This is a genomic window from Lelliottia sp. CFBP8978, from assembly GCF_034046055.2.
Classification (GTDB): Bacteria; Pseudomonadota; Gammaproteobacteria; order Enterobacterales; family Enterobacteriaceae; genus Enterobacter.
Genome location: NZ_CM188253.1, coordinates 2,328,620 through 2,347,510, shown reverse-complemented (window position 1 = coordinate 2,347,510; position 18,891 = coordinate 2,328,620). Strand labels below are relative to the sequence as shown.

Annotated in this window: 16 protein-coding genes; 11 read left to right on the top strand and 5 right to left on the bottom strand. The window is 52.9% G+C overall.

Annotated features, from left to right (window positions below; translation table 11 throughout):
* Positions 1–99 precede the first annotated feature (99 nt).
* From SOM82_RS11080 to SOM82_RS11065, 4 genes are all read left to right on the top strand, one after another.
* Positions 100–1,497 carry a YcjX family GTP-binding protein gene (locus SOM82_RS11080; protein WP_320461525.1) on the top strand — a complete coding sequence of 466 codons (1,398 nt, stop codon included), beginning with the start codon at positions 100–102 and terminating at the stop codon, positions 1,495–1,497.
* Positions 1,494–2,543 (top strand): TIGR01620 family protein, encoded by a 1,050-nt coding sequence (locus SOM82_RS11075; protein ID WP_320461524.1) that lies wholly within the window; start codon positions 1,494–1,496, stop codon positions 2,541–2,543. The genes SOM82_RS11080 and SOM82_RS11075 overlap by 4 nt, the downstream gene beginning before the upstream one ends.
* A gap of 107 nt (positions 2,544–2,650) precedes the next feature.
* Positions 2,651–4,192, top strand: coding sequence for a transcriptional regulator TyrR (gene tyrR, locus SOM82_RS11070; RefSeq protein WP_154125608.1), 1,542 nt, complete (start codon positions 2,651–2,653; stop codon positions 4,190–4,192).
* Positions 4,193–4,423: 231 nt separating this feature from the next.
* Positions 4,424–4,750: a DUF1493 family protein gene (locus SOM82_RS11065; RefSeq protein WP_320461523.1), complete on the top strand. Its 327-nt coding sequence runs from the start codon at positions 4,424–4,426 to the stop codon at positions 4,748–4,750.
* A gap of 136 nt (positions 4,751–4,886) precedes the next feature.
* On the opposite strand, the gene tpx is transcribed toward SOM82_RS11065, so the two are convergent.
* On the bottom strand, positions 4,887–5,393 hold the full coding sequence (gene tpx, locus SOM82_RS11060; RefSeq protein ID WP_154125605.1) for a thiol peroxidase: 507 nt from the start codon (positions 5,391–5,393) through the stop codon (positions 4,887–4,889).
* 95 nt (positions 5,394–5,488) lie between these two features.
* Here tpx and ycjG point away from each other — a divergent pair, with 95 nt between their 5' ends.
* Positions 5,489–6,454, top strand: coding sequence for an L-Ala-D/L-Glu epimerase (ycjG, locus tag SOM82_RS11055; RefSeq protein WP_320461522.1), 966 nt, complete (start codon positions 5,489–5,491; stop codon positions 6,452–6,454).
* Here ycjG and mpaA read toward each other — a convergent pair.
* Positions 6,445–7,158 (bottom strand): murein tripeptide amidase MpaA, encoded by a 714-nt coding sequence (gene mpaA / locus SOM82_RS11050; RefSeq protein WP_320461521.1) that lies wholly within the window; start codon positions 7,156–7,158, stop codon positions 6,445–6,447. The two genes, ycjG and mpaA, sit on opposite strands and share 10 nt — an antisense overlap.
* Before the next feature lie 184 nt (positions 7,159–7,342).
* Here mpaA and SOM82_RS11045 point away from each other — a divergent pair, with 184 nt between their 5' ends.
* Positions 7,343–8,959 (top strand): peptide ABC transporter substrate-binding protein, encoded by a 1,617-nt coding sequence (locus SOM82_RS11045; RefSeq protein ID WP_320461520.1) that lies wholly within the window; start codon positions 7,343–7,345, stop codon positions 8,957–8,959.
* 166 nt (positions 8,960–9,125) lie between these two features.
* Here SOM82_RS11045 and SOM82_RS11040 read toward each other — a convergent pair whose 3' ends face one another.
* The 3 genes from SOM82_RS11040 to SOM82_RS11030 form a co-directional block, all read right to left on the bottom strand.
* Positions 9,126–9,266, bottom strand: coding sequence for an Ecr family regulatory small membrane protein (locus SOM82_RS11040; RefSeq protein ID WP_320461567.1), 141 nt, complete (start codon positions 9,264–9,266; stop codon positions 9,126–9,128).
* Between the two features lie 70 nt (positions 9,267–9,336).
* A complete protein-coding gene (locus tag SOM82_RS11035; RefSeq protein ID WP_320461519.1) occupies positions 9,337–10,569 on the bottom strand; it encodes a sensor domain-containing diguanylate cyclase in 1,233 nt (410 codons plus the stop codon).
* Between the two features lie 52 nt (positions 10,570–10,621).
* A complete protein-coding gene (locus tag SOM82_RS11030) occupies positions 10,622–12,751 on the bottom strand; it encodes a putative bifunctional diguanylate cyclase/phosphodiesterase (RefSeq protein WP_320461518.1) in 2,130 nt (709 codons plus the stop codon).
* A gap of 452 nt (positions 12,752–13,203) precedes the next feature.
* Between SOM82_RS11030 and SOM82_RS11025 the strand changes: the two genes are divergently transcribed.
* From SOM82_RS11025 to dbpA, 5 genes are all read left to right on the top strand, one after another.
* Positions 13,204–14,358, top strand: coding sequence for a methyl-accepting chemotaxis protein (locus SOM82_RS11025; RefSeq protein WP_320461566.1), 1,155 nt, complete (start codon positions 13,204–13,206; stop codon positions 14,356–14,358).
* 320 nt (positions 14,359–14,678) lie between these two features.
* Positions 14,679–15,662, top strand: a complete 984-nt coding sequence (zntB, locus tag SOM82_RS11020) for a zinc transporter ZntB (protein ID WP_320461517.1) — start codon at positions 14,679–14,681, stop codon at positions 15,660–15,662.
* Positions 15,663–15,978: 316 nt separating this feature from the next.
* A complete protein-coding gene (locus SOM82_RS11015; protein ID WP_501083522.1) occupies positions 15,979–17,184 on the top strand; it encodes an ISL3 family transposase in 1,206 nt (401 codons plus the stop codon).
* An 84-nt stretch (positions 17,185–17,268) separates the two neighbouring features.
* Positions 17,269–17,436 carry a proline-rich small protein YnaL gene (gene ynaL / locus SOM82_RS11010; RefSeq protein WP_414672108.1) on the top strand — a complete coding sequence of 56 codons (168 nt, stop codon included), beginning with the start codon at positions 17,269–17,271 and terminating at the stop codon, positions 17,434–17,436.
* A 28-nt stretch (positions 17,437–17,464) separates the two neighbouring features.
* Positions 17,465–18,838, top strand: a complete 1,374-nt coding sequence (gene dbpA / locus SOM82_RS11005) for an ATP-dependent RNA helicase DbpA (RefSeq protein WP_320459598.1) — start codon at positions 17,465–17,467, stop codon at positions 18,836–18,838.
* Positions 18,839–18,891 lie beyond the last annotated feature (53 nt).

Genomic DNA, 18,891 nt, shown 5'->3' with positions numbered 1-18,891 from the left:
GGGAATGACAGTGACATTGAATTGAAAATCAACGATCTGCCCCAATTTATTGTATTCTGAAGGTAATATCAGCGGTCTTCAGGGCAAAACAGGATGGCGATGAAGAGATTAAAAAACGAACTGAATTCACTGGTCAACCGCGGCGTCGATCGCCATTTACGGCTGGCGGTTACCGGTTTGAGCCGGAGTGGTAAAACGGCGTTTATTACCGCGATGGTTAACCAACTGCTCAATCTGCATGCCGGTGCGCGCTTGCCTCTGCTGAGTGCGGCGCGTGAAGAGCGTCTGCTTGGCGTCAAACGCGTGCCACAAAGTAATTTTGGCATTCCGCGTTTCACCTATGACGAAGGGCTTGCGCAGCTGTATGGTACGCCCCCTGCATGGCCCACGCCGACGCGTGGAGTGAGTGAAATTCGCCTGGCGCTGCGCTTTCGTTCTAATGATTCGTTACTGCGTCATTTCAAAGATACCTCCACGCTCTATCTTGAGATCGTCGATTATCCCGGCGAATGGTTGCTCGATTTGCCGATGCTGGCCCAGGATTATCTGAGCTGGTCCCGCCAGATGACCGGTTTATTACAGGGGCAGCGGGCCGAGTGGTCTGCGAAATGGCGGGAATTGTGCGCAGGGTTAGAGCCGCTGGCGCCTGCCGATGAAAATCGCCTGGCCGCCATCGCCGAAGCCTGGACCGACTATCTCCATCGCTGCAAACAGCAGGGGCTGCATTTTATTCAGCCGGGCCGTTTTGTGCTGCCAGGAGAGATGGCGGGTGCGCCAGCGTTGCAATTCTTCCCGTGGCCTGACGTGGACGGCTGGGGTGAATCCAGACTGGCGATGGCCGACAAAAACAGTAACGTCGGCATGCTGCGGGAGCGCTTTAATTATTACTGCGAGAAGGTGGTGAAGGGGTTTTATAAAAATCATTTCCTGCGCTTCGATCGCCAGATAGTGCTGGTGGACTGTCTGCAACCGCTCAACAGCGGGCCGCAGGCTTTTAACGATATGCGCCTGGCGCTGACCCAGCTCATGCAGAGCTTCCACTACGGTCAACGCACGCTATTTCGTCGCCTGTTTTCCCCGGTCATTGATAAACTGCTGTTTGCGGCAACCAAAGCGGATCACGTGACTATCGATCAACACGCCAACATGGTTGCGCTGCTGCAACAGCTGGTGCAGGACGCCTGGCAAAATGCGGCGTTTGAGGGGATAAGTATGGATTGCCTGGGGCTGGCCTCGGTTCAGGCTACCCAGAGCGGTCTTATTGATGTGAACGGCGAAAAAATACCGGCGCTGCGCGGCCATCGTCTGAGCGACGGAGAGCCCCTGACCGTTTATCCTGGTGAAGTCCCGGCACGCCTGCCCGGACAAGCCTTCTGGCAGAATCAGGGTTTCCAGTTTGAGGCATTCCGTCCTCAGACGATGAATGTCGACCAGCCGTTGCCGCACATTCGCCTGGATGCGGCACTGGAGTTTTTAATTGGAGATAAATTGCGATGACGGAACCGTTGAAGCCGCGTATTGATTTTAGTGGCACGCTGGAGCAGGAGCAGACCGAAGCACTTAAATCTGCCCAGGCTTTTAGCGGACCGCTGGCAGACAATTTTGCCCCCGCCGTCGCGGATGATGTGTTGCTGGAAGAGGGGGCGGCAGAAGCGGTTGTTGAGTCTGCGCTGCGCCCGAAACGCAGTCTGTGGCGTAAAATGGTCACCGCCGGGCTGACGCTGTTTGGCGTAAGCGTAGTGGGCCAGGGCGTTCAGTGGACAATGAATGCGTGGCAAACTCAGGACTGGGTTGCCCTGGGAGGCTGTGCCGCCGGTGCACTGATTATCGGTGCGGGGGTTGGTTCAATCGCTACCGAGTGGCGTCGCCTGTGGCGGCTACGCCAGCGCGCGCACGAACGTGATGAGGCCCGCGATCTGTTGCACAGCCATGCGGCGGGTAAAGGACGCGCTTTTTGTGAAAAACTGGCCAGTCAGGCGGGAATCGATCAATCACATCCGGCCCTTCAGCGCTGGTATGCGGCGATCCATGAATCGCAAAACGACCGCGAAATCATCACGCTGTACGCCAATATTGTGCAGCCGGTTCTGGATTCCCAGGCCCGCCGGGAAATCAGTCGCTCCGCTGCGGAATCAACGCTGATGATTGCCGTCAGCCCTCTGGCACTGGTGGATATGGCGTTTATCGCGTGGCGAAACCTGCGCCTCATCAACCGAATCGCCACGCTGTATGGAATCGAACTGGGCTATTACAGCCGCCTGCGTCTGTTCCGCCTGGTGCTGCTGAATATGGCCTTTGCCGGAGCCAGCGAGCTGGTGCGCGAGGCAGGAATGGACTGGATGTCTCAGGATCTCGCTGCGCGATTGTCGACACGCGCCGCGCAGGGGATTGGCGCCGGGCTTCTGACCGCGCGTCTGGGTATTAAAGCAATGGAGTTATGCCGACCGCTGCCGTGGATCAACGATGATAAACCGCGTCTCGGTGATTTCCGCCGTGAATTGATCGGCCAGCTGAAAGAAACGCTGAATAAAAAACCGCAATAACGCAGAAGAAATCACCTCGCTGTCAATATTTGTTGACAGCGAGCTTCCAGCCAGACGATATCTGACATATTATTTTAAGGTTACTGGCTTACTAGAGTGATTTTCCCATGCGTCTGGAAGTGTTCTGTCAGGACCGTATCGGTCTGACTCGCGAGTTACTCGATCTCCTTGTTTTGCGTGACATTGATTTACGCGGCATTGATATCGACCCTATCGGGCGAATTTATCTCAACTTTGCCGAAATCGAATTTAATACGTTCAGTAGCCTGATGGCGGAAATCCGCCGTATCGCTGGCGTTACGGATGTGCGTACGGTGCCGTGGATGCCTTCAGAGCGCGAACATCTGGCGTTAAGCGCGTTGCTCGAGGCGATGCCTGAGCCGTTCTTATCGTTAGATCTGAAAGGCAAAGTGGAACGCACCAACCAGGCCTGCTGCCAGCTGTTTGCCCAGAGTCAGGAGAAATTGAGCAACCATCACGCGGCGCAGCTGATCCCAGGCTTCAATTTCCAGCGCTGGCTTGAAAGCAATCCTCAGGGTACTCACAGCGAACATGTCGTGATTAACGGGCAGAATTTCCTGATGGAGATCACGCCCGTTCATCTGCAGGGCGAGAACAACGTCAGCGTTCTCACCGGGGCGGTGATCATGCTGCGTTCCACCATTCGTATGGGACGACAGTTACAAAACCTTTCCCAACAGGATGTGGGCGCATTCAGTCAGATTATTGCGGTCAGTCCAAAGATGCGACATGTGGTCGATCAGGCGCGTAAGCTGGCTAATCTTACCGCGCCGCTGCTGATTACCGGCGAGACGGGTACCGGTAAGGATCTCCTGGCGCATGCTGTACACACTGCCAGCCCGCGCGCGGCAAAACCGTATCTGGCGCTGAACTGCGCCTCTATCCCGGAAGATGCGGTCGAGAGTGAGCTTTTCGGACACGCGCCGGAAGGGAAAAAAGGCTTTTTCGAGCAGGCCAGCGGCGGATCGGTCCTGCTGGATGAAATCGGCGAAATGTCGCCGCGTATGCAGGCTAAACTGCTGCGTTTCCTCAATGACGGCACCTTCCGCCGCGTGGGTGAAGATCATGAGGTTCACGTTGATGTCCGCGTGATTTGCGCCACGCAGAAGAATCTTGTCGAACTGGTTCAGAAGGGGGTCTTCCGCGAAGATCTCTACTATCGCCTGAATGTTCTGACGCTGAATATCCCGCCGTTGCGCGATTGTCCTCAGGACATTATGCCGCTCACCGAGCTGTTTGTGGCCCGGTTTGCCGACGAGCAGGGCGTGCCGCGTCCGAAGCTTTCTGCCGATCTGGGGACCATGCTGACGCGCTATGGCTGGCCGGGAAATATCCGCCAGTTAAAGAACGCGATTTACCGCGCCCTGACGCAACTCGAAGGATACGAGCTTCGCTCGCAGGATATTCTACTTCCGGATTACGATGCCGGAACGGTGTCGGTCGGCGAAGAGGCAATGGAGGGATCGCTGGACGATATCACCAGCCGCTTTGAGCGCTCCGTCTTGACCCAGCTTTATCGCAACTATCCCAGCACGCGTAAACTGGCAAAACGTCTGGGGGTCTCCCACACCGCCATCGCCAATAAGCTGCGTGAATATGGGCTGAATCAGAAAAAAGCAGACGATTAAATCGTGTCGCTTCTGTACCAACGGGCCCAGGACGTAGCCCTGGGCCGCTCAGGAATTCTTGAAAGGGGTGATGCCAAATTCATTCACTTCTGGCATGGCTAAGTTTGATAACCTGAAAAGCATGTTGATTGTCAACATTCAATGGAGTGAATGGTGGATACGTTAGGAGAACTGATGGAACCTAAGGCTTACATCGCGCTTTAACAAGATTGTGCGGGAGAGCGATAAAATATGGTGACAGATGATGAGATATTGTCGTTTTTCCGCAAAGCATTACCGGAACAGGCAACACTGACGTTTAAAAGAATACCGTTGCAGGCTGATGATGTATTACAGGATTATTGTGATTCGGAAGATTTAATATACGTTATCAATGAATTTTTTGCCCAGTACTGCCTTAATCCGGCGGATATGCATCTTGATAACTATTTCCCGTGGAACACGGCATGGTTCTTCCGGAAGTGGTTCACGAAAAAGCCATTAATGCAGACCCGCAGGCCACTCACGGTGCGGATGTTCGCGGCGTCGGCGCGAGCGGGGCGCTGGCTCTACAGTTAATGACATCATTAAAAAAGCCTCGCGCAGGCGAGGCTTTCGGTATCACCAGGCTCATTGTTCAGATGAGACCAGAAACAAATCCTTTTATTTCATTAGTTTGCTAAGCTATAAATCATGCTTAGCAACGTTTCGTCGCTTACGCTTTCAGCGCTTCAAGTGCAGCAGTGTAATCAGGTTCGTTGGTGATTTCGTTAACCAGCTCGCTGAAGACCACGGTGTCGTTTTCATCAATCACCAGCACCGCGCGAGCGGCCAGGCCTTTCAGTGCGCCTTCGGCGATCCCCACGCCGTAGTGCTCCAGGAAGTCCGGGCTGCGCAGGGTGGACAGTGTAATCACATTGCTCAGACCTTCTGCGCCGCAGAAGCGGGACTGGGCAAATGGCAGGTCGGCGGAAATGCACAGCACAACGGTGTTGTCCATTTCAGTAGCCAGCTGGTTGAATTTACGCACGGACGCGGCGCACACGCCGGTATCGATGCTTGGGAAAATGTTCAGCACTTTGCGTTTGCCGGCGAACTGGCTCAGCGTAACGTCAGACAGGTCTTTAGCCACGAGGGAAAAAGCCTGCGCTTTGCTGCCAGCCTGCGGAATGGAACCAGCAACAGAAACCGGGTTGCCCTGGAAATGAACGAGTTGTGACATAGATATCTTCCTGTTTACATATAGTTAACGTCGTGGCTAGTGTATGACATCAGCAGATAACACGGCAAACCAATTTTGCCCTACAGGAGCGAGTGATGAGAAGCGTCAAGGTCTATGAAGAAGCATGGCCATTGCATACCCCGTTTGTAATCTCTCGCGGCAGTCGCAGCGAAGCCTGCGTGGTGGTGGTTGAAATAGAAGAAAACGGTGTGAAAGGGGTCGGCGAATGTACGCCGTATCCGCGCTATGGCGAAAGCATCGCGTCGGTGATGGCCCAGGTCATGACCGTTATTGACGCGCTGGAGAAAGGACTTTCTCGTGACGATTTACAGCGTCTCCTGCCGTCGGGTGCTGCGCGTAACGCGATCGATTGTGCCTTATGGTCGCTGGATGCCCACCGTCAAAATCAAACCGTGGCCCACGTTCTCGGTGTGCCGCTGGCCGATACGATTATCACGGCGCAAACGGTGGTGATTGGTGAGCCTGTACAAATGGCAACCCGCGCCAAAGCGCTGTTCGACGCGGGAGCACAATTGCTGAAAGTGAAGCTTGACGATCACCTGATTAGCGAAAGGATGGTCGCGATCCGCGACGCCGTGCCTGAAGCGACGCTTATTGTGGATGCCAACGAATCCTGGAAGAGTGAAGGGCTGGCGGCGCGCTGTCAGCTGCTTGCGGATTTAGGCGTGGCGATGCTTGAGCAACCGCTCCCTGCTGAGGACGATGCCGCGCTGGAAAACTTTATTCATCCGCTGCCGATTTGTGCGGATGAGAGTTGTCATACGCGCGCCAGCCTGGCCAGTCTCAAAGGGCGTTACGAGATGATCAATATTAAGCTCGACAAGACGGGGGGCCTGACCGAGGCGCTGGCGCTGGCGCAGCAGGCGCGAAGCGAAGGATTTGCGCTGATGCTGGGGTGTATGCTCTGCACCTCTCGAGCCATTAGCGCGGCGCTCCCGCTGGCAGAACAGGTCACTTTTGCCGATCTGGACGGGCCAACCTGGCTGGCCGTCGATGTCTCTCCTGCTCTGAACTTCACGACCGGTTTACTTCATCTTTGAGACTGCCAGCGCAGGAGGCCGGTCATCGCCTTCAGGTATTTCTCGCTCGCTTCGTCAGAGGACACGGGCGGGAATTCCGCAGTAATGCAATGCAGACCAAGGTCGGCGCACCAGCTGCCGAACGATCCCGGCGTCTCGTAGCCGACGCTGGTCACCAGCGGCAGCGAAAAGGCGTCGGCCAGCCATTGCCCCAGCTCCGTGTGGCGGGGATCTTCAATGCAGGCCAGCGGATCGTGAAACGAGACCACCCATGCCGGGTGAAGATGATGAATTAACTGACAAAGCCCCTGTGTTTCAGGCTCTGAGCCAGGCTTTTCGCCGGTCAATAACACCACGTCACGCTCATCCGCAGCGCTGTTCCAGCGATAAACCGTCTCTCCTGCACGCCAGTTTGCCGCCGGGAAATTACGATTCAGATCCACGCCGCGCGCATTGGCGCGTAAACCCAGCTGACAGCCGTCCGGGTTGACGGTGAGTACGACGTGGTGGCGACGCAGTTCAGGCGCCAGCGTGCGCAACGCGCAGGAGAGGGTGACGATAGAGGAGTTCTCATCACCGTGCGTGCCCGCAATGATGAGTCCGCTGTGACGATCGGCCTGCGGTGCGGGGAACCAAATCAGTGGGGCACCTAAAAATGAACGGCCATAATGTTCGGTTCCGGGCGGAAAAGCGCCACGTTCCGTTCTTGGTCGGGTGAGTGACATACGAAATCCTGATGAAGAGTTCATAAATGCCAGTGTTGTGTAAAACACGCGGTTAATCAAATAGTTTCAGCTGAGAGTGAAATGGGCCGAATATCAATTTTCCAGACTAAGGTATTTGCATTTCTCTGTTTTGAAACAAATAATTACGCATCTGCTTGTTACCCACCATTTCAAAGGGGATCTCATGAAGCATCCTGTTTCGTTGCTCTGTTCTGCACTGTGGCTGTGCGGACTCTCTTCTTTTTCTTATGCCGCTGATGTTCCACCGGGAACGGCGCTCGCGCAGAAACAGGAACTGGTTCGCCATATTAAAGATGAACCTGCCTCACTTGACCCGGCCAAGGCCGTAGGCTTACCTGAAATTCAGGTGATTCGCGATCTGTTTGAAGGCCTGGTCAATCAGAATGAAAAAGGGGAGCTGATCCCCGGTGTGGCAACAAAATGGCAAAGTAATGACAACCGCACCTGGACGTTTACCCTGCGTGATAACGCAAAATGGTCGGACGGGACGCCGGTGACCGCACAGGATTTCGTCTATAGCTGGCAGCGTCTGGTCGATCCGAAAACGACTTCTCCATTCGCGTGGTTTGCGGCGCTGGCCGGAATTAACAACGCGCAGAATATTATTGATGGCAAAGCGCAGCCCGGGTCGCTGGGTATCACCGCCGTCGATGCGAAAACCCTGCGTGTACAGCTGGATAAACCCTTACCGTGGTTCGCTAATCTGACGGCGAGTTTTGCGTTTTATCCGGTTCAGAAAGCCAATGTTGAAAGCGGCAAAGAATGGACCCGACCCGGCGCGCTGGTGGGCAACGGCGCCTACGTGCTGAAAGATCGCGTGGTCAATGAAAAGCTGGTGGTGGAGCCCAATACCCATTACTGGGATAATGGCAAAACGGTGCTGAAAAAAGTGACATTTATCCCGATCAACCAGGAATCTTCCGCCACCAAACGCTATCTTGCCGGGGATATCGACATCACCGAGTCCTTCCCGAAAAACCTGTACCAGAAACTGCTGAAAGATATTCCGGGACAGGTGTATACCCCGCCTCAGCTCGGGACCTATTACTACGCGTTTAATACTCAAAAAGGGCCAACGGCGGATTCACGCGTGCGTCTGGCGCTGAGCATGACGATTGACCGGCGGATTATGGCGGAAAAAGTGCTGGGTACCGGCGAAAAACCGGCATGGCATTTTACCCCTGACGTGACGGCGGGGTTCACCCCTGAAGTCTCACCGTTTGAGCAGATGTCGCAGGCCGAGCTGAACGCGCAGGCTAAAATGTTGCTACAGGCGGCGGGATATGGCCCACAGCGTCCACTGAAGCTGACGCTGCTGTATAACACTTCTGAGAACCATCAGAAAATTGCGATTGCCGTCGCGTCGATGTGGAAGAAGAATCTGGATGTCGATGTGAAGCTGCAAAACCAGGAGTGGAAAACCTACATTGACAGCCGTAACACCGGGAATTTTGACGTGATCCGCGCTTCATGGGTGGGCGATTACAATGAGCCATCAACGTTCCTGTCGCTGTTAACATCGACTCATAGCGGCAACATTTCGCGCTTCAACGATCCGGCTTACGATAAAATCATCAACCAGGCCTCACTGGAAACGACCACCAAAGCGCGCAACGCCGATTACAACGCGGCGGAAAAAATTCTTGCGCAAAAAGCGCCTATTGCGCCTATTTACCAGTACACCAATGGCCGTTTGATTAAACCCTGGGTAAAAGGCTATCCGATAAATAATGCCGAAGATGTGGCTTACAGCCGGACGATGTATATCGAGAAGCATTAATCAGTCCAGCGGCTAAAATAAAAAGCCCGTCAGAGAACGGGCGAAATAAGCCAATGATGTGTGCTGCGTTAACCTTTTCAAAGGGGTTAACGCAGCATATTAGGCGCCGATATCCTGGTGGGGAATTCGACATTTTAGACTGGTGAAACAGCGCGTTATCTGTGCCTTACGGAGTATTGATCGTGGGGTAAAGGCTACTTTCCAGGTAGGCGACGAGCTGCCATAGCTCCCCGCTGAAAATAAACCATAGCCCGGAAATAATGATGCACAAAATAATTAGGATGAGTATTAATTCTGTTTTTCCCATCGCTAATTTTACCCGTCCGCCGTTTATTTGAGTGCGCATTGTAGCGGGCGGATAATGTTTACACCAGTTTTCAGGCTGCCAGAACTTTATTACGCCCATCATTTTTTGCGCGGTAGAGGGCGTCGTCGACACGCTTAAACAGCTCATCAATGGTTTCTTCCGGGTTGTGCCGCGCCACGCCGATACTCACAGTGAAGCGGGGCAGACCAGCGATGGCGATACGAGCCACTGCCGCACGGATAGTCTCGGCCACTTGCAGAGCGGTATCCAGGGTGGTTCTGGGCAGCAGGATCACAAACTCTTCACCTCCCCAGCGAAAGACGAAATCATCCTTACGGCTACAGGCTTCCAGCGTGCGGGATAATGAAATCAAGACTTCGTCGCCTTTCTGATGACCAAACACGTCGTTGATATTCTTAAAATGATCGGTATCAACCAGTAATAAACTGAACTGCTGCTGAGCCGGCAAACGGGAGACATGGGTTTGTTCAGTGATGAGGTAAAATTGCCGGCGGTTCAGCAGCCCGGTCATCGAATCACGCATCGCGGCGTGCTCCAGCTCCTGTTCCAGCCGCTTTTGCTCGGTGATGTCGTGAACAATACACAGCATCAATTTTTCGCCGTAAATCTCGATGGGCCCTGCATAAGTTTGCACATGGCGCATTGAGCCATCCGCTAAGCGGTGGATAAAATTCAGCGGTTTATGCCCGCCGGGCAAGCGGGCGATTTCATTCATCACCGGCAGAATATCCCGCCCTAACGTGTTAATTTCCCAGGTGTGTTTTTTACACATCTCGTCGTGGTTATAACCATAGAAATTCAGTGCCGCCAGGTTAGCGTCCACGATTTGTCCGTCCCTGGCAGTGTCGATTAACAGCATCGGCGCGCTGTTGGTCAGAAAGAAGCGGGCATAGAACCCCTGTTTTTTACGCTGATAGCTGGCGGAACGCGTTGCCTTCAGTCCGCTAATCTTTTGCGCGGCGAGACCTTCAAACACAATAATATCGCCGGTATCGTCATCATGCATCAGCGACAGACGACAGCTTAGCGTGGTCTCCTCGTTGTCACGCCAGACCGTCCAGATCTCAACGATATCGAGATCGGATTTAAGATCCGGAACATACATGGCGAGCAGAGTCTGGGCATGGGCAGAATAAAGCCCCTTACGCAAATCGTTGAGGGTTTTGTCGAGCGTCATTTCTGTCGCCGCAGCGTTGGCGAAAATGATCTGCTCAGAAGTGGGTGATACTAACCATACGGGTGTCTTAATGAAATTGAGCGCTTCAAAACTATGGAGCGGCATATAATTTCCCCATTCATCGGCATCTTAATGAAACATACTCTATTTAATCCCTTCAGGCATGATTTTTTTGCGGATTAAGAGGGAGTTCGGACTGATTTTTACCGATTGGTATAATTTGTTTGCCAGATTTATTTTGTAATACCAGCCACGGAACTTGTTCGGCAGGAAGCGGGCGCGAGAAATAATATCCTTGTAAATAATCGCATCCCAGCGCCGCGAGCATCTGCTGCTGTGCTTCGGTTTCAATACCTTCTGCCACTACCACCATCTCCATAGTTCGGGCAACATTAATAATGGTTTCAACTATCTTTTTACTTTTCTCGTTTTCCAGCAGGCTATCGACAAAGCTTTTATCTATTTTAAGCTCTTTAGCCGGAAGAACGTTAAGCATCAGCAGGTTAGAATAACCTGTTCCAAAATCGTCGATAGAGACAATAAATCCGGCGTCGTTAAACGCGTTGAGCAGTTCGATACTGCGTTCCAGGTTTTTCAACGCTGTGCTTTCTGTCACTTCAAGAATCAGCCTTGAAGGGGCAAGGTTATATTTTTTCATTGCGCCGGAGATAACATCAAATATATCCGGTTGTTCAAATTGAATGGGTGACAAATTGAATGAGAGCGTCCACTGCCCAAACCCTTGCTCTGTCCAGAAACGCAACTGTCGGCATGCCTGTTCTATTGCCCAGACGCCCACCGGAATGATCAAACCGGTTTTTTCAAGCGACGGTAAAAATACGGCCGGGAGAAGTACCCCTTGCTCAGGATGATGCCAGCGCAGCAAGGCCTCGAAGCCATGGATCTCTTTGCCTTCGGCGTGCCAGGTGGGTTGGTACCAGAGTTCAAACTGTTCACGCTCAAGGGCCCGGGATAAGTCTTTCACGAAAGAGGGCTCGGCAGAGATACTTTTCGTCATTTCGGGACGGTAAATAGCCCATCCGTTGCGGCCCTCCTGCTTGATATGGTTCATCGCCGCATCGGCTTTAAACTTCAGTTCGTGAAGGGTTTCGCCATGTTGAGGATAGAGACTGACGCCGGTGCTTAAGGTGATATTCAGCACATGACCGCAGATGACGAAAGGTCGGCGAATATCATCCAGCAGAGACATCGTCAGCGCGGTGATTTTGTCGTCGTCGCAGTCCGGCAGGAGAAGAATAAATTCGTCCCCGCCGAGCCGTGCGAGCGTCATGCCCGGCGTCAGTTTCGCCGTAATTCGTTGAGCAATGCTTATCAATAGTTCATCGCCAACCTGGTGACCCCAGGCGTCATTCACCACTTTGAAATGGTCGATGTCTAAAAACATCACCGCAAACTGCTTTTTGTTCAATAACGAGGTGTGCAGACAGTCCTGCATGCTCAGATCCATCTGGTGGCGGTTGGCAAGCCCGGTCAGGGCGTCAAAGCGCGCCTGTAGCTCCAGCTGCTTGTTCAACTGGCGCAAATTTTCCGTCAGGCGATGGGTACGAAAATGGGAATCCACCAGCGAGATAATGAGCATGATTCCCAGCAGCGCCAGAGTGGTGGACGAGACCCAAATCGAGAGCCCCAGCTCGCTGATACCGCCAGGGATGCTGTGTGTCCCATGGTGGAAGTTTGCCGCGCTCATGCCCGTGTAATGCATGGCACAAATGGCGAGTCCCATCAAAAAAGCGGCCGCCATTCGATTGATAAACACCCCTTTTTGTCGGTGTCGTAAATGGAAGGCGAGCCACAGCGCGGCCCCAGCAGCCACGATAGCAATGAGTACCGAAAGCATTACCACGTTCATATTCCAGGCGATATTATCGCCAAACATTAACGCTGCCATCCCGGTGTAGTGCATCGCCACTACGCCAGCGCTGAGGATCAGTGTGGAAAAAAACCAGCGTAAAAAAGACAGCGAGTGACCGGGAACGGCAATATTGATAGCAACTGTTGAGGCCAGTATCGCGATACCGAGCGACGCCACAGTGAGCCACAAATGATAACTGGCGGGAATCGGCATCTTCATAGAGAGCATGCCAATAAAGTGCATTGACCAGATGCCAATGCCTAAGGTAACGCCTCCGGCCATGCGCCACCACAGCGCCATTTTGCGACTGGCACCTGAAATTTTCCCGGCGCTATCCAGCGCAACAAACGATGCGATAAAGGCCACCAGAAATGAAATGGCGATGAGTACGGGATCCCAGGACACAGCCAGCATTATGAATTCCAGGTTAAAAAAACGTTATTGAGCTTATCTGGTAGGCGAGTTGCCACCGTCATAACTGACTCTTACTCATTCCAAGATTAGTTGCTTATCCAAAATCAACAACAGACAGATTCATTTTTAGATGCTTAATCTGTTCAGGATATATTCTTTGATTAATTACTTAAGCCGCGCTACATGATTTTTATCAATAGCTGCATTGCGTCTTAATATACCGGTGTAAAAATATAAAATAAATTGAGTGAATACGCATCCCGTAAGGGGTAAATAGCCCGAAAAAGCGCATTCCGCTTTGTTATGTGTTGGTTTGAAATTTAAATCCTGACTTAAGCTAAATTAGCGAGAGCCACTGATATATAAAAAAGACCATTGAAAATAGAGTGGAAAAAGGAAGTGTGAATGCTATATACATAATACCTTCTCCGTATTGGTGTGTGGGCTCAATTATGCTTAGAAATATTAGCGTAAGAACATTTATTATTTACTTTGTCTCAATAGTACTTTTAATGATCGACGGAATGATTTTAACGCTATCGAAAAGTACAACCCTCTTTATTGCCGTCAATATTCTGAATGTCCTTGCTATTTTTTTACTCTGGTCCTACATGACAAAATATCTTGTGACGCCGATCAATACTGTCAAAAAAAGTATTGAAGAAGTGACATCGGGTAATCTTGCGGTCTCCATTCCCGAATTTGGTAATAACTGTGCCGGACGCTTAATTCCCGGAATCAACAGCTTATCAAGCAGTATTGGCACGCTGGTGCGTGAGATCAGGGCGTCGTCGCAAACGGCCATGACACTCTCAGAGCAGCTTTCCTCTCGTAGTGCGGAGCTGTCAGTCAAAACCGAGCAACAATCCGCTTCGCTGATTCAGACCGCGGCCAGCATGGAGCAAATGGCGGCCAGTACTAAAAACAACGCGGATAATACGCGTCTGGCGAGCGAAAGAGCGAATCTCGCCACCGTCCAGGCCCGTAAAGGTGGAGAACTGATGGGGCAGGTTGCGCACAATATGCAGTCGATTACGGAATGCGCGCAGCAAATGACAGAGATTATTTCCCTGATTGACGGCATTGCGTTCCAGACCAATATCCTGGCGCTGAATGCTGCGGTTGAGGCTGCCAGAGCGGGCGATCATGGCAAAGGTTTTTCGGTGGTCGCGGGCGAAGTGCGCAATCTGGCACATCGTAGTGCAGAGGCGGCGAAGAGCATTAAGTCGCTGATTGATGTCACCAGTCACAACGTCACCCAGGGCGTGACGGTGGTATCGGAGGCGGAAAAGAATATGCATGAGATCGTGAACGGATCCGGGCATGTCAGCAAGCTAATGGATGAGATTTCTGCGACGACAGCAGAGCAGGAGAAGGGCATCACCCAGATTACGCAGGCCCTTTCCGAACTCGAACGTGTGACCCAAAGTAACGTGGCAATGGTCGATGAGCTATCAGGCTCATCAAATGTCCTGAAAAACCAGGTGATTGAACTGCAAACCCGCACCCGCAACTTCAGACTGGAAAAGGGCGGGCTTTCCGAACTTGAGGACCATTCACTTCAGCAGCGTAAAGTTTACCCCCGCCATGCGGAACACTCTTTCTGACAGCAAAGCCTGGTTCGCCAGGCTTTATCATTTTTAAGCGTTCAGTTCGGTCCGATAAAGACCCCTGTACCTGCTTCACCCCCCCCCGCAACGCGCCGCTTTCTGATGCCTGTCATCATCCTCACGCACACTCAGGATACATTTGAAAACAAAATGGATGCCATGATTTAACACTATCGTTTTGCTTGTTACGCCCTTGCCAGTAGAGTGTGGAAGACGATAATTAATGAATAAATTCAGCGTTATGCTGCCTGACAGAATTGCTTAACGGTGGTTGAAGGCTAGACTAACCAGGAAAATAGCAAAAAGACGGAGGCCCTGTGGAAGGAATTAAAGGATCGGAAGTGAACGTTCCGGACGCGGTGTTTACATGGCTGCTTGATGGCAAGGGCGGGGCGCGTCAGCTGGAAGATGACGATGTCATCGACAGCGAACATCCTTGCTGGCTACATCTGAACTACACCCATCCGGAAAGCGCGGAATGGCTCGCTTCCACGCCGTTGCTGCCGAATAATGTCCGTGCGGCACTGGCGGGCGATAGCGTGCGACCGCGCGTGAGCCGTCTGGGTGACGGAACGCTAATTACGCTTCGCTGTATTAACGGCAGCACCGATGAGCGCCCCGATCAACTGGTCGCTATGCGTCTTTATATGGATGAACGCCTGATTGTCTCGACACGTCAACGTAAGGTGTTGGCGCTGGATGATGTTGTCAATGACTTGAAAGAGGGCACTGGTCCGGCCGATTGTGGGGGCTGGCTGGTTGATGTGTGCGATGCGCTGACCGATCATGCCAGTGAATTTATAGAAGAGCTGCACGATAAAATTATCGATCTCGAAGATAATCTGCTCGATCAGCAAATTCCTCCGCGCGGTTTTCTGGCGCTGCTGCGCAAACAGTTGATCGTGATGCGACGTTACATGACCCCGCAGCGGGATGTCTATGCGCGCCTTGCCAGTGAACGGATGAGCTGGATGAACGACGATCAGCGAAGAAGAATGCAGGATATTGCGGACAGACTGGGACGCGGACTGGATGAGATCGATTCCTGTATTGCGCGCACGGCGGTTATGGCTGATGAGATTGCGCAGGTGATGCAGGAATCGCTGTCGAGAAGAACTTACACCATGTCTTTAATGGCAATGGTGTTTTTACCCAGCACGTTTCTGACCGGGCTGTTTGGCGTTAATCTCGGAGGCATTCCAGGCGGGGCTTACCGGTTCGGGTTCTCGGCGTTTTGCATCATGTTAGTTGTTTTGATTGGCGGTGTTGCATGGTGGTTGCATCGCAGTAAATGGCTGTAAAATTGTACTTTTATCGCCCCTGGCGGACTTCAAAACGCTATTTTGTTTGAGCGAAGTCAATAAACGACAGCCCCGACAGGTGCACTATTACTCCCGCAGGTGAATGCAACGTCAAGCGATGGGCGTTGCGCTCCATATTGTCTTACTTCCTTTTTTGAATTACTGCATAGCACAATTGATTCGTACGACGCCGACTAAATTAGTCGGCTTTTTTTTGGTTCATCGCGGTTAAGCGTGAACCAATAGAAAACGGCGGTAAAAGTGGTTAGTTTTGTATTCGCCAAAACACTAACCAGCCACTCAACCGCCGTCTGCCATGAATGCTAATCTTTCTTCCCTCTTCTGGGAAGGTTTCACTGTTGATTCCTTCACTCATCCTGCACCGGATGCTCTGCTTATTACGCTCCGGCCTGACCCCGGTTTTGCGCCGTCCTGCCGTCGATGTGGCTGTAGAGACTGTGCTGTCCATGATGTCTCTGTGCGACGGGTTCGTGAGCGCGATTTACTTCACTGGCGCGTCACACTTCAGCTTCCCGTTCGCCGTCTGCGCTGTTCCCGCTGCGGGATTGTCACCGAGCGCATCTCATGGGTGCCTGAACGGCAACGTTACACGTCCTCGTTAGCGACCTGGGTGGAATCTCTTACCCGGTTATTGCCGGTTAAGCATGTGGCACAGTTGACCGGTCTGCACTGGCACACCATTAAAAATATCGACTGCCGACGCCTGCGGCGGGAACTCCGGGAGCCTGAACGGCACACGCTGCGCCGCCTGATAATGGATGAGTTCGCGCTGTTCAAAGGGCATCGCTATGCCACGGTTGTGGTGGATGCAGATACACAACGGGTGCTGTGGGTCGGTGAAGGGCGCAGCCGGGTAGCCTTCCGTCCGTTCTTCACCTGGCTGGGCCCGGAAGGATGTGCCGCCATCGAATCTGTCGCGATGGATATGAATACGGCGCTGGACCTGGAAGTGAGAGCGCAGTGCCCGCAGGCGGAAGTGGTGTATGACCTGTTCCATGTTGTGGCGAAGTTCGGCCGGGAAGTCATCGACAGAGTGAGGGTCGATCAGGCGAATCAGTTGCGTGACAACAGCAAGGCGCGGAAGGTTATCAAACGCAGCCGCTGGTTGCTGTTGCGTAATCCAGAGAACCTGCCGGCCGGGCATGAGGTGAAACTGGCAGAGTTGCTGGGGGCGAACCAGCCGTTAAATACGGTGTATGTGATGAAAACAGCCCTGAAAGAGCTGTGGTATGCCCCGGATAAAGACGTTGCGAAGCGTCGCTGGAATGAGTGGTACAGGCAGGCACAGGAAAGTGGCATCAGGGCGTTGCAGCAGTTCGCTGATAAGCTGAAGGGTTACGTGAGCGGCATAATCGCGAGTGCCACGCATCGTCTGAATACCAGCGTACTTGAGGGAATGAACAACAAGATCAAAGTGATAAAACGAATGGCATACGGATACCGGGATAACGACTACTTTTTTATGAAGATAAAAGCAGCGTTCCCCGGTAAGGCGCGATGAACCTTTTTTTTGCCTGTAAGTTCTCAGCGTCTACCCTAAAAGAGTCAATCCGATAAACTGGAGGGGAAAATGAGCTGTCTGTTTATGCTGCTGCAAAGTCAAATGTCTCTGCCTGATACGATACCTGTCGATCCGGTGCCGGTTCCCGACACCATCCCTCGTCCGCAACCCATGCCAGACCCACCACCCGACGAAGAACCGATTAAATTGTCGCATCGGTGGCGGAGATCTGCGAGGATACGCGCCAACTGACTGTGATTTTTTACCACGAGACTACATTGTGACCGCTTTTTCAACTCTGAATGTTCTGCCTGCCGCCCAACTCGATAATCTTAACGAGTTGGGCTATCTCGCGATGACCCCCGTACAAGCCGCCGCGCTGCCGGCGATCCTCGAAGGACGTGACGTTCGCGTACAGGCAAAAACGGGCAGTGGGAAAACGGCCGCGTTTGGTCTGGGTCTGCTTCAACAGATCGATGCGAGTCTGTTCCAGACTCAGTCGCTGGTGCTTTGCCCGACGCGTGAACTGGCGGATCAGGTCGCCGGTGAACTGCGTCGTCTGGCGCGTTTTCTGCCTAACACCAAGATTCTGACCCTCTGCGGGGGACAACCGTTCGGCGCCCAGCGCGATTCCTTACAGCATCCGCCGCATATTATTGTCGCCACGCCAGGTCGTCTGCTTGATCACCTGCAAAAAGGCACCGTGTCGCTGGATGCCCTGCAAACGCTGGTGATGGACGAAGCGGATCGCATGCTGGATATGGGCTTTAGTGATGCCATTGATGAAGTGATTCGCTTTGCCCCTGCGACTCGCCAGACGCTGCTGTTTTCTGCAACCTGGCCAGAAGCGATTGCCGCTATCAGTGGTCGGGTGCAACAAAATCCGGCGACGATTGAAATTGATTCTGTAGATGCGCTGCCGTCTATTGAACAACAGTTTTACGAAACTTCGCAAAACGGCAAAATCCCACTGCTGCAAAAGTTGCTGAGCAAACATCAGCCGGCGTCCTGCGTTGTGTTTTGTAATACGAAGAAAGACTGTCAGGCGGTGTGCGATGCGCTTGAAGCCGCCGGACAGAGCGCGCTGGCGCTGCATGGTGACCTTGAACAGCGCGATCGCGATCAGACGCTGGTGCGTTTTGCCAACGGGAGCGCACGCGTCCTGGTCGCCACCGATGTGGCCGCCCGCGGACTGGATATCAAATCCCTTGAGCTGGTTGTTAACTTTGAGCTGGCCTGGGACCCTGAAGTCCACGTCCACCGTATTGGTCGTACTGCTCGCGCAGGCAACAGCGGGCTGGCGATCAGCCTCTGCGCGCCGGAAGAGGCCCAGCGCGCTAATATCCTGTCCGAAATGCTGCAGTTAAAGCTGAACTGGATGCCCGCTCCGGGCAACATTAGCCTTGTTCCGCTGGCGGCAGAAATGGCGACACTTTGCATCGACGGGGGTAAGAAAGCCAAAATGCGTCCGGGGGATGTGCTGGGTGCGTTGACCGGTGATATTGGGCTGGATGGGGCAGATATCGGCAAAATCGCCGTTCACCCGGCTCACGTCTACGTGGCGGTGCGTCAGGCGGTGGCGAACAAAGCCTGGAAGCAGCTGCAAAACGGTAAGATTAAAGGCAAAACCTGTCGGGTTCGTTTGCTGAAATAAGCGATAAAAAAAGCGTCTCAGATGGCCTGTCTGAGACGCTGATAGTCGAGACG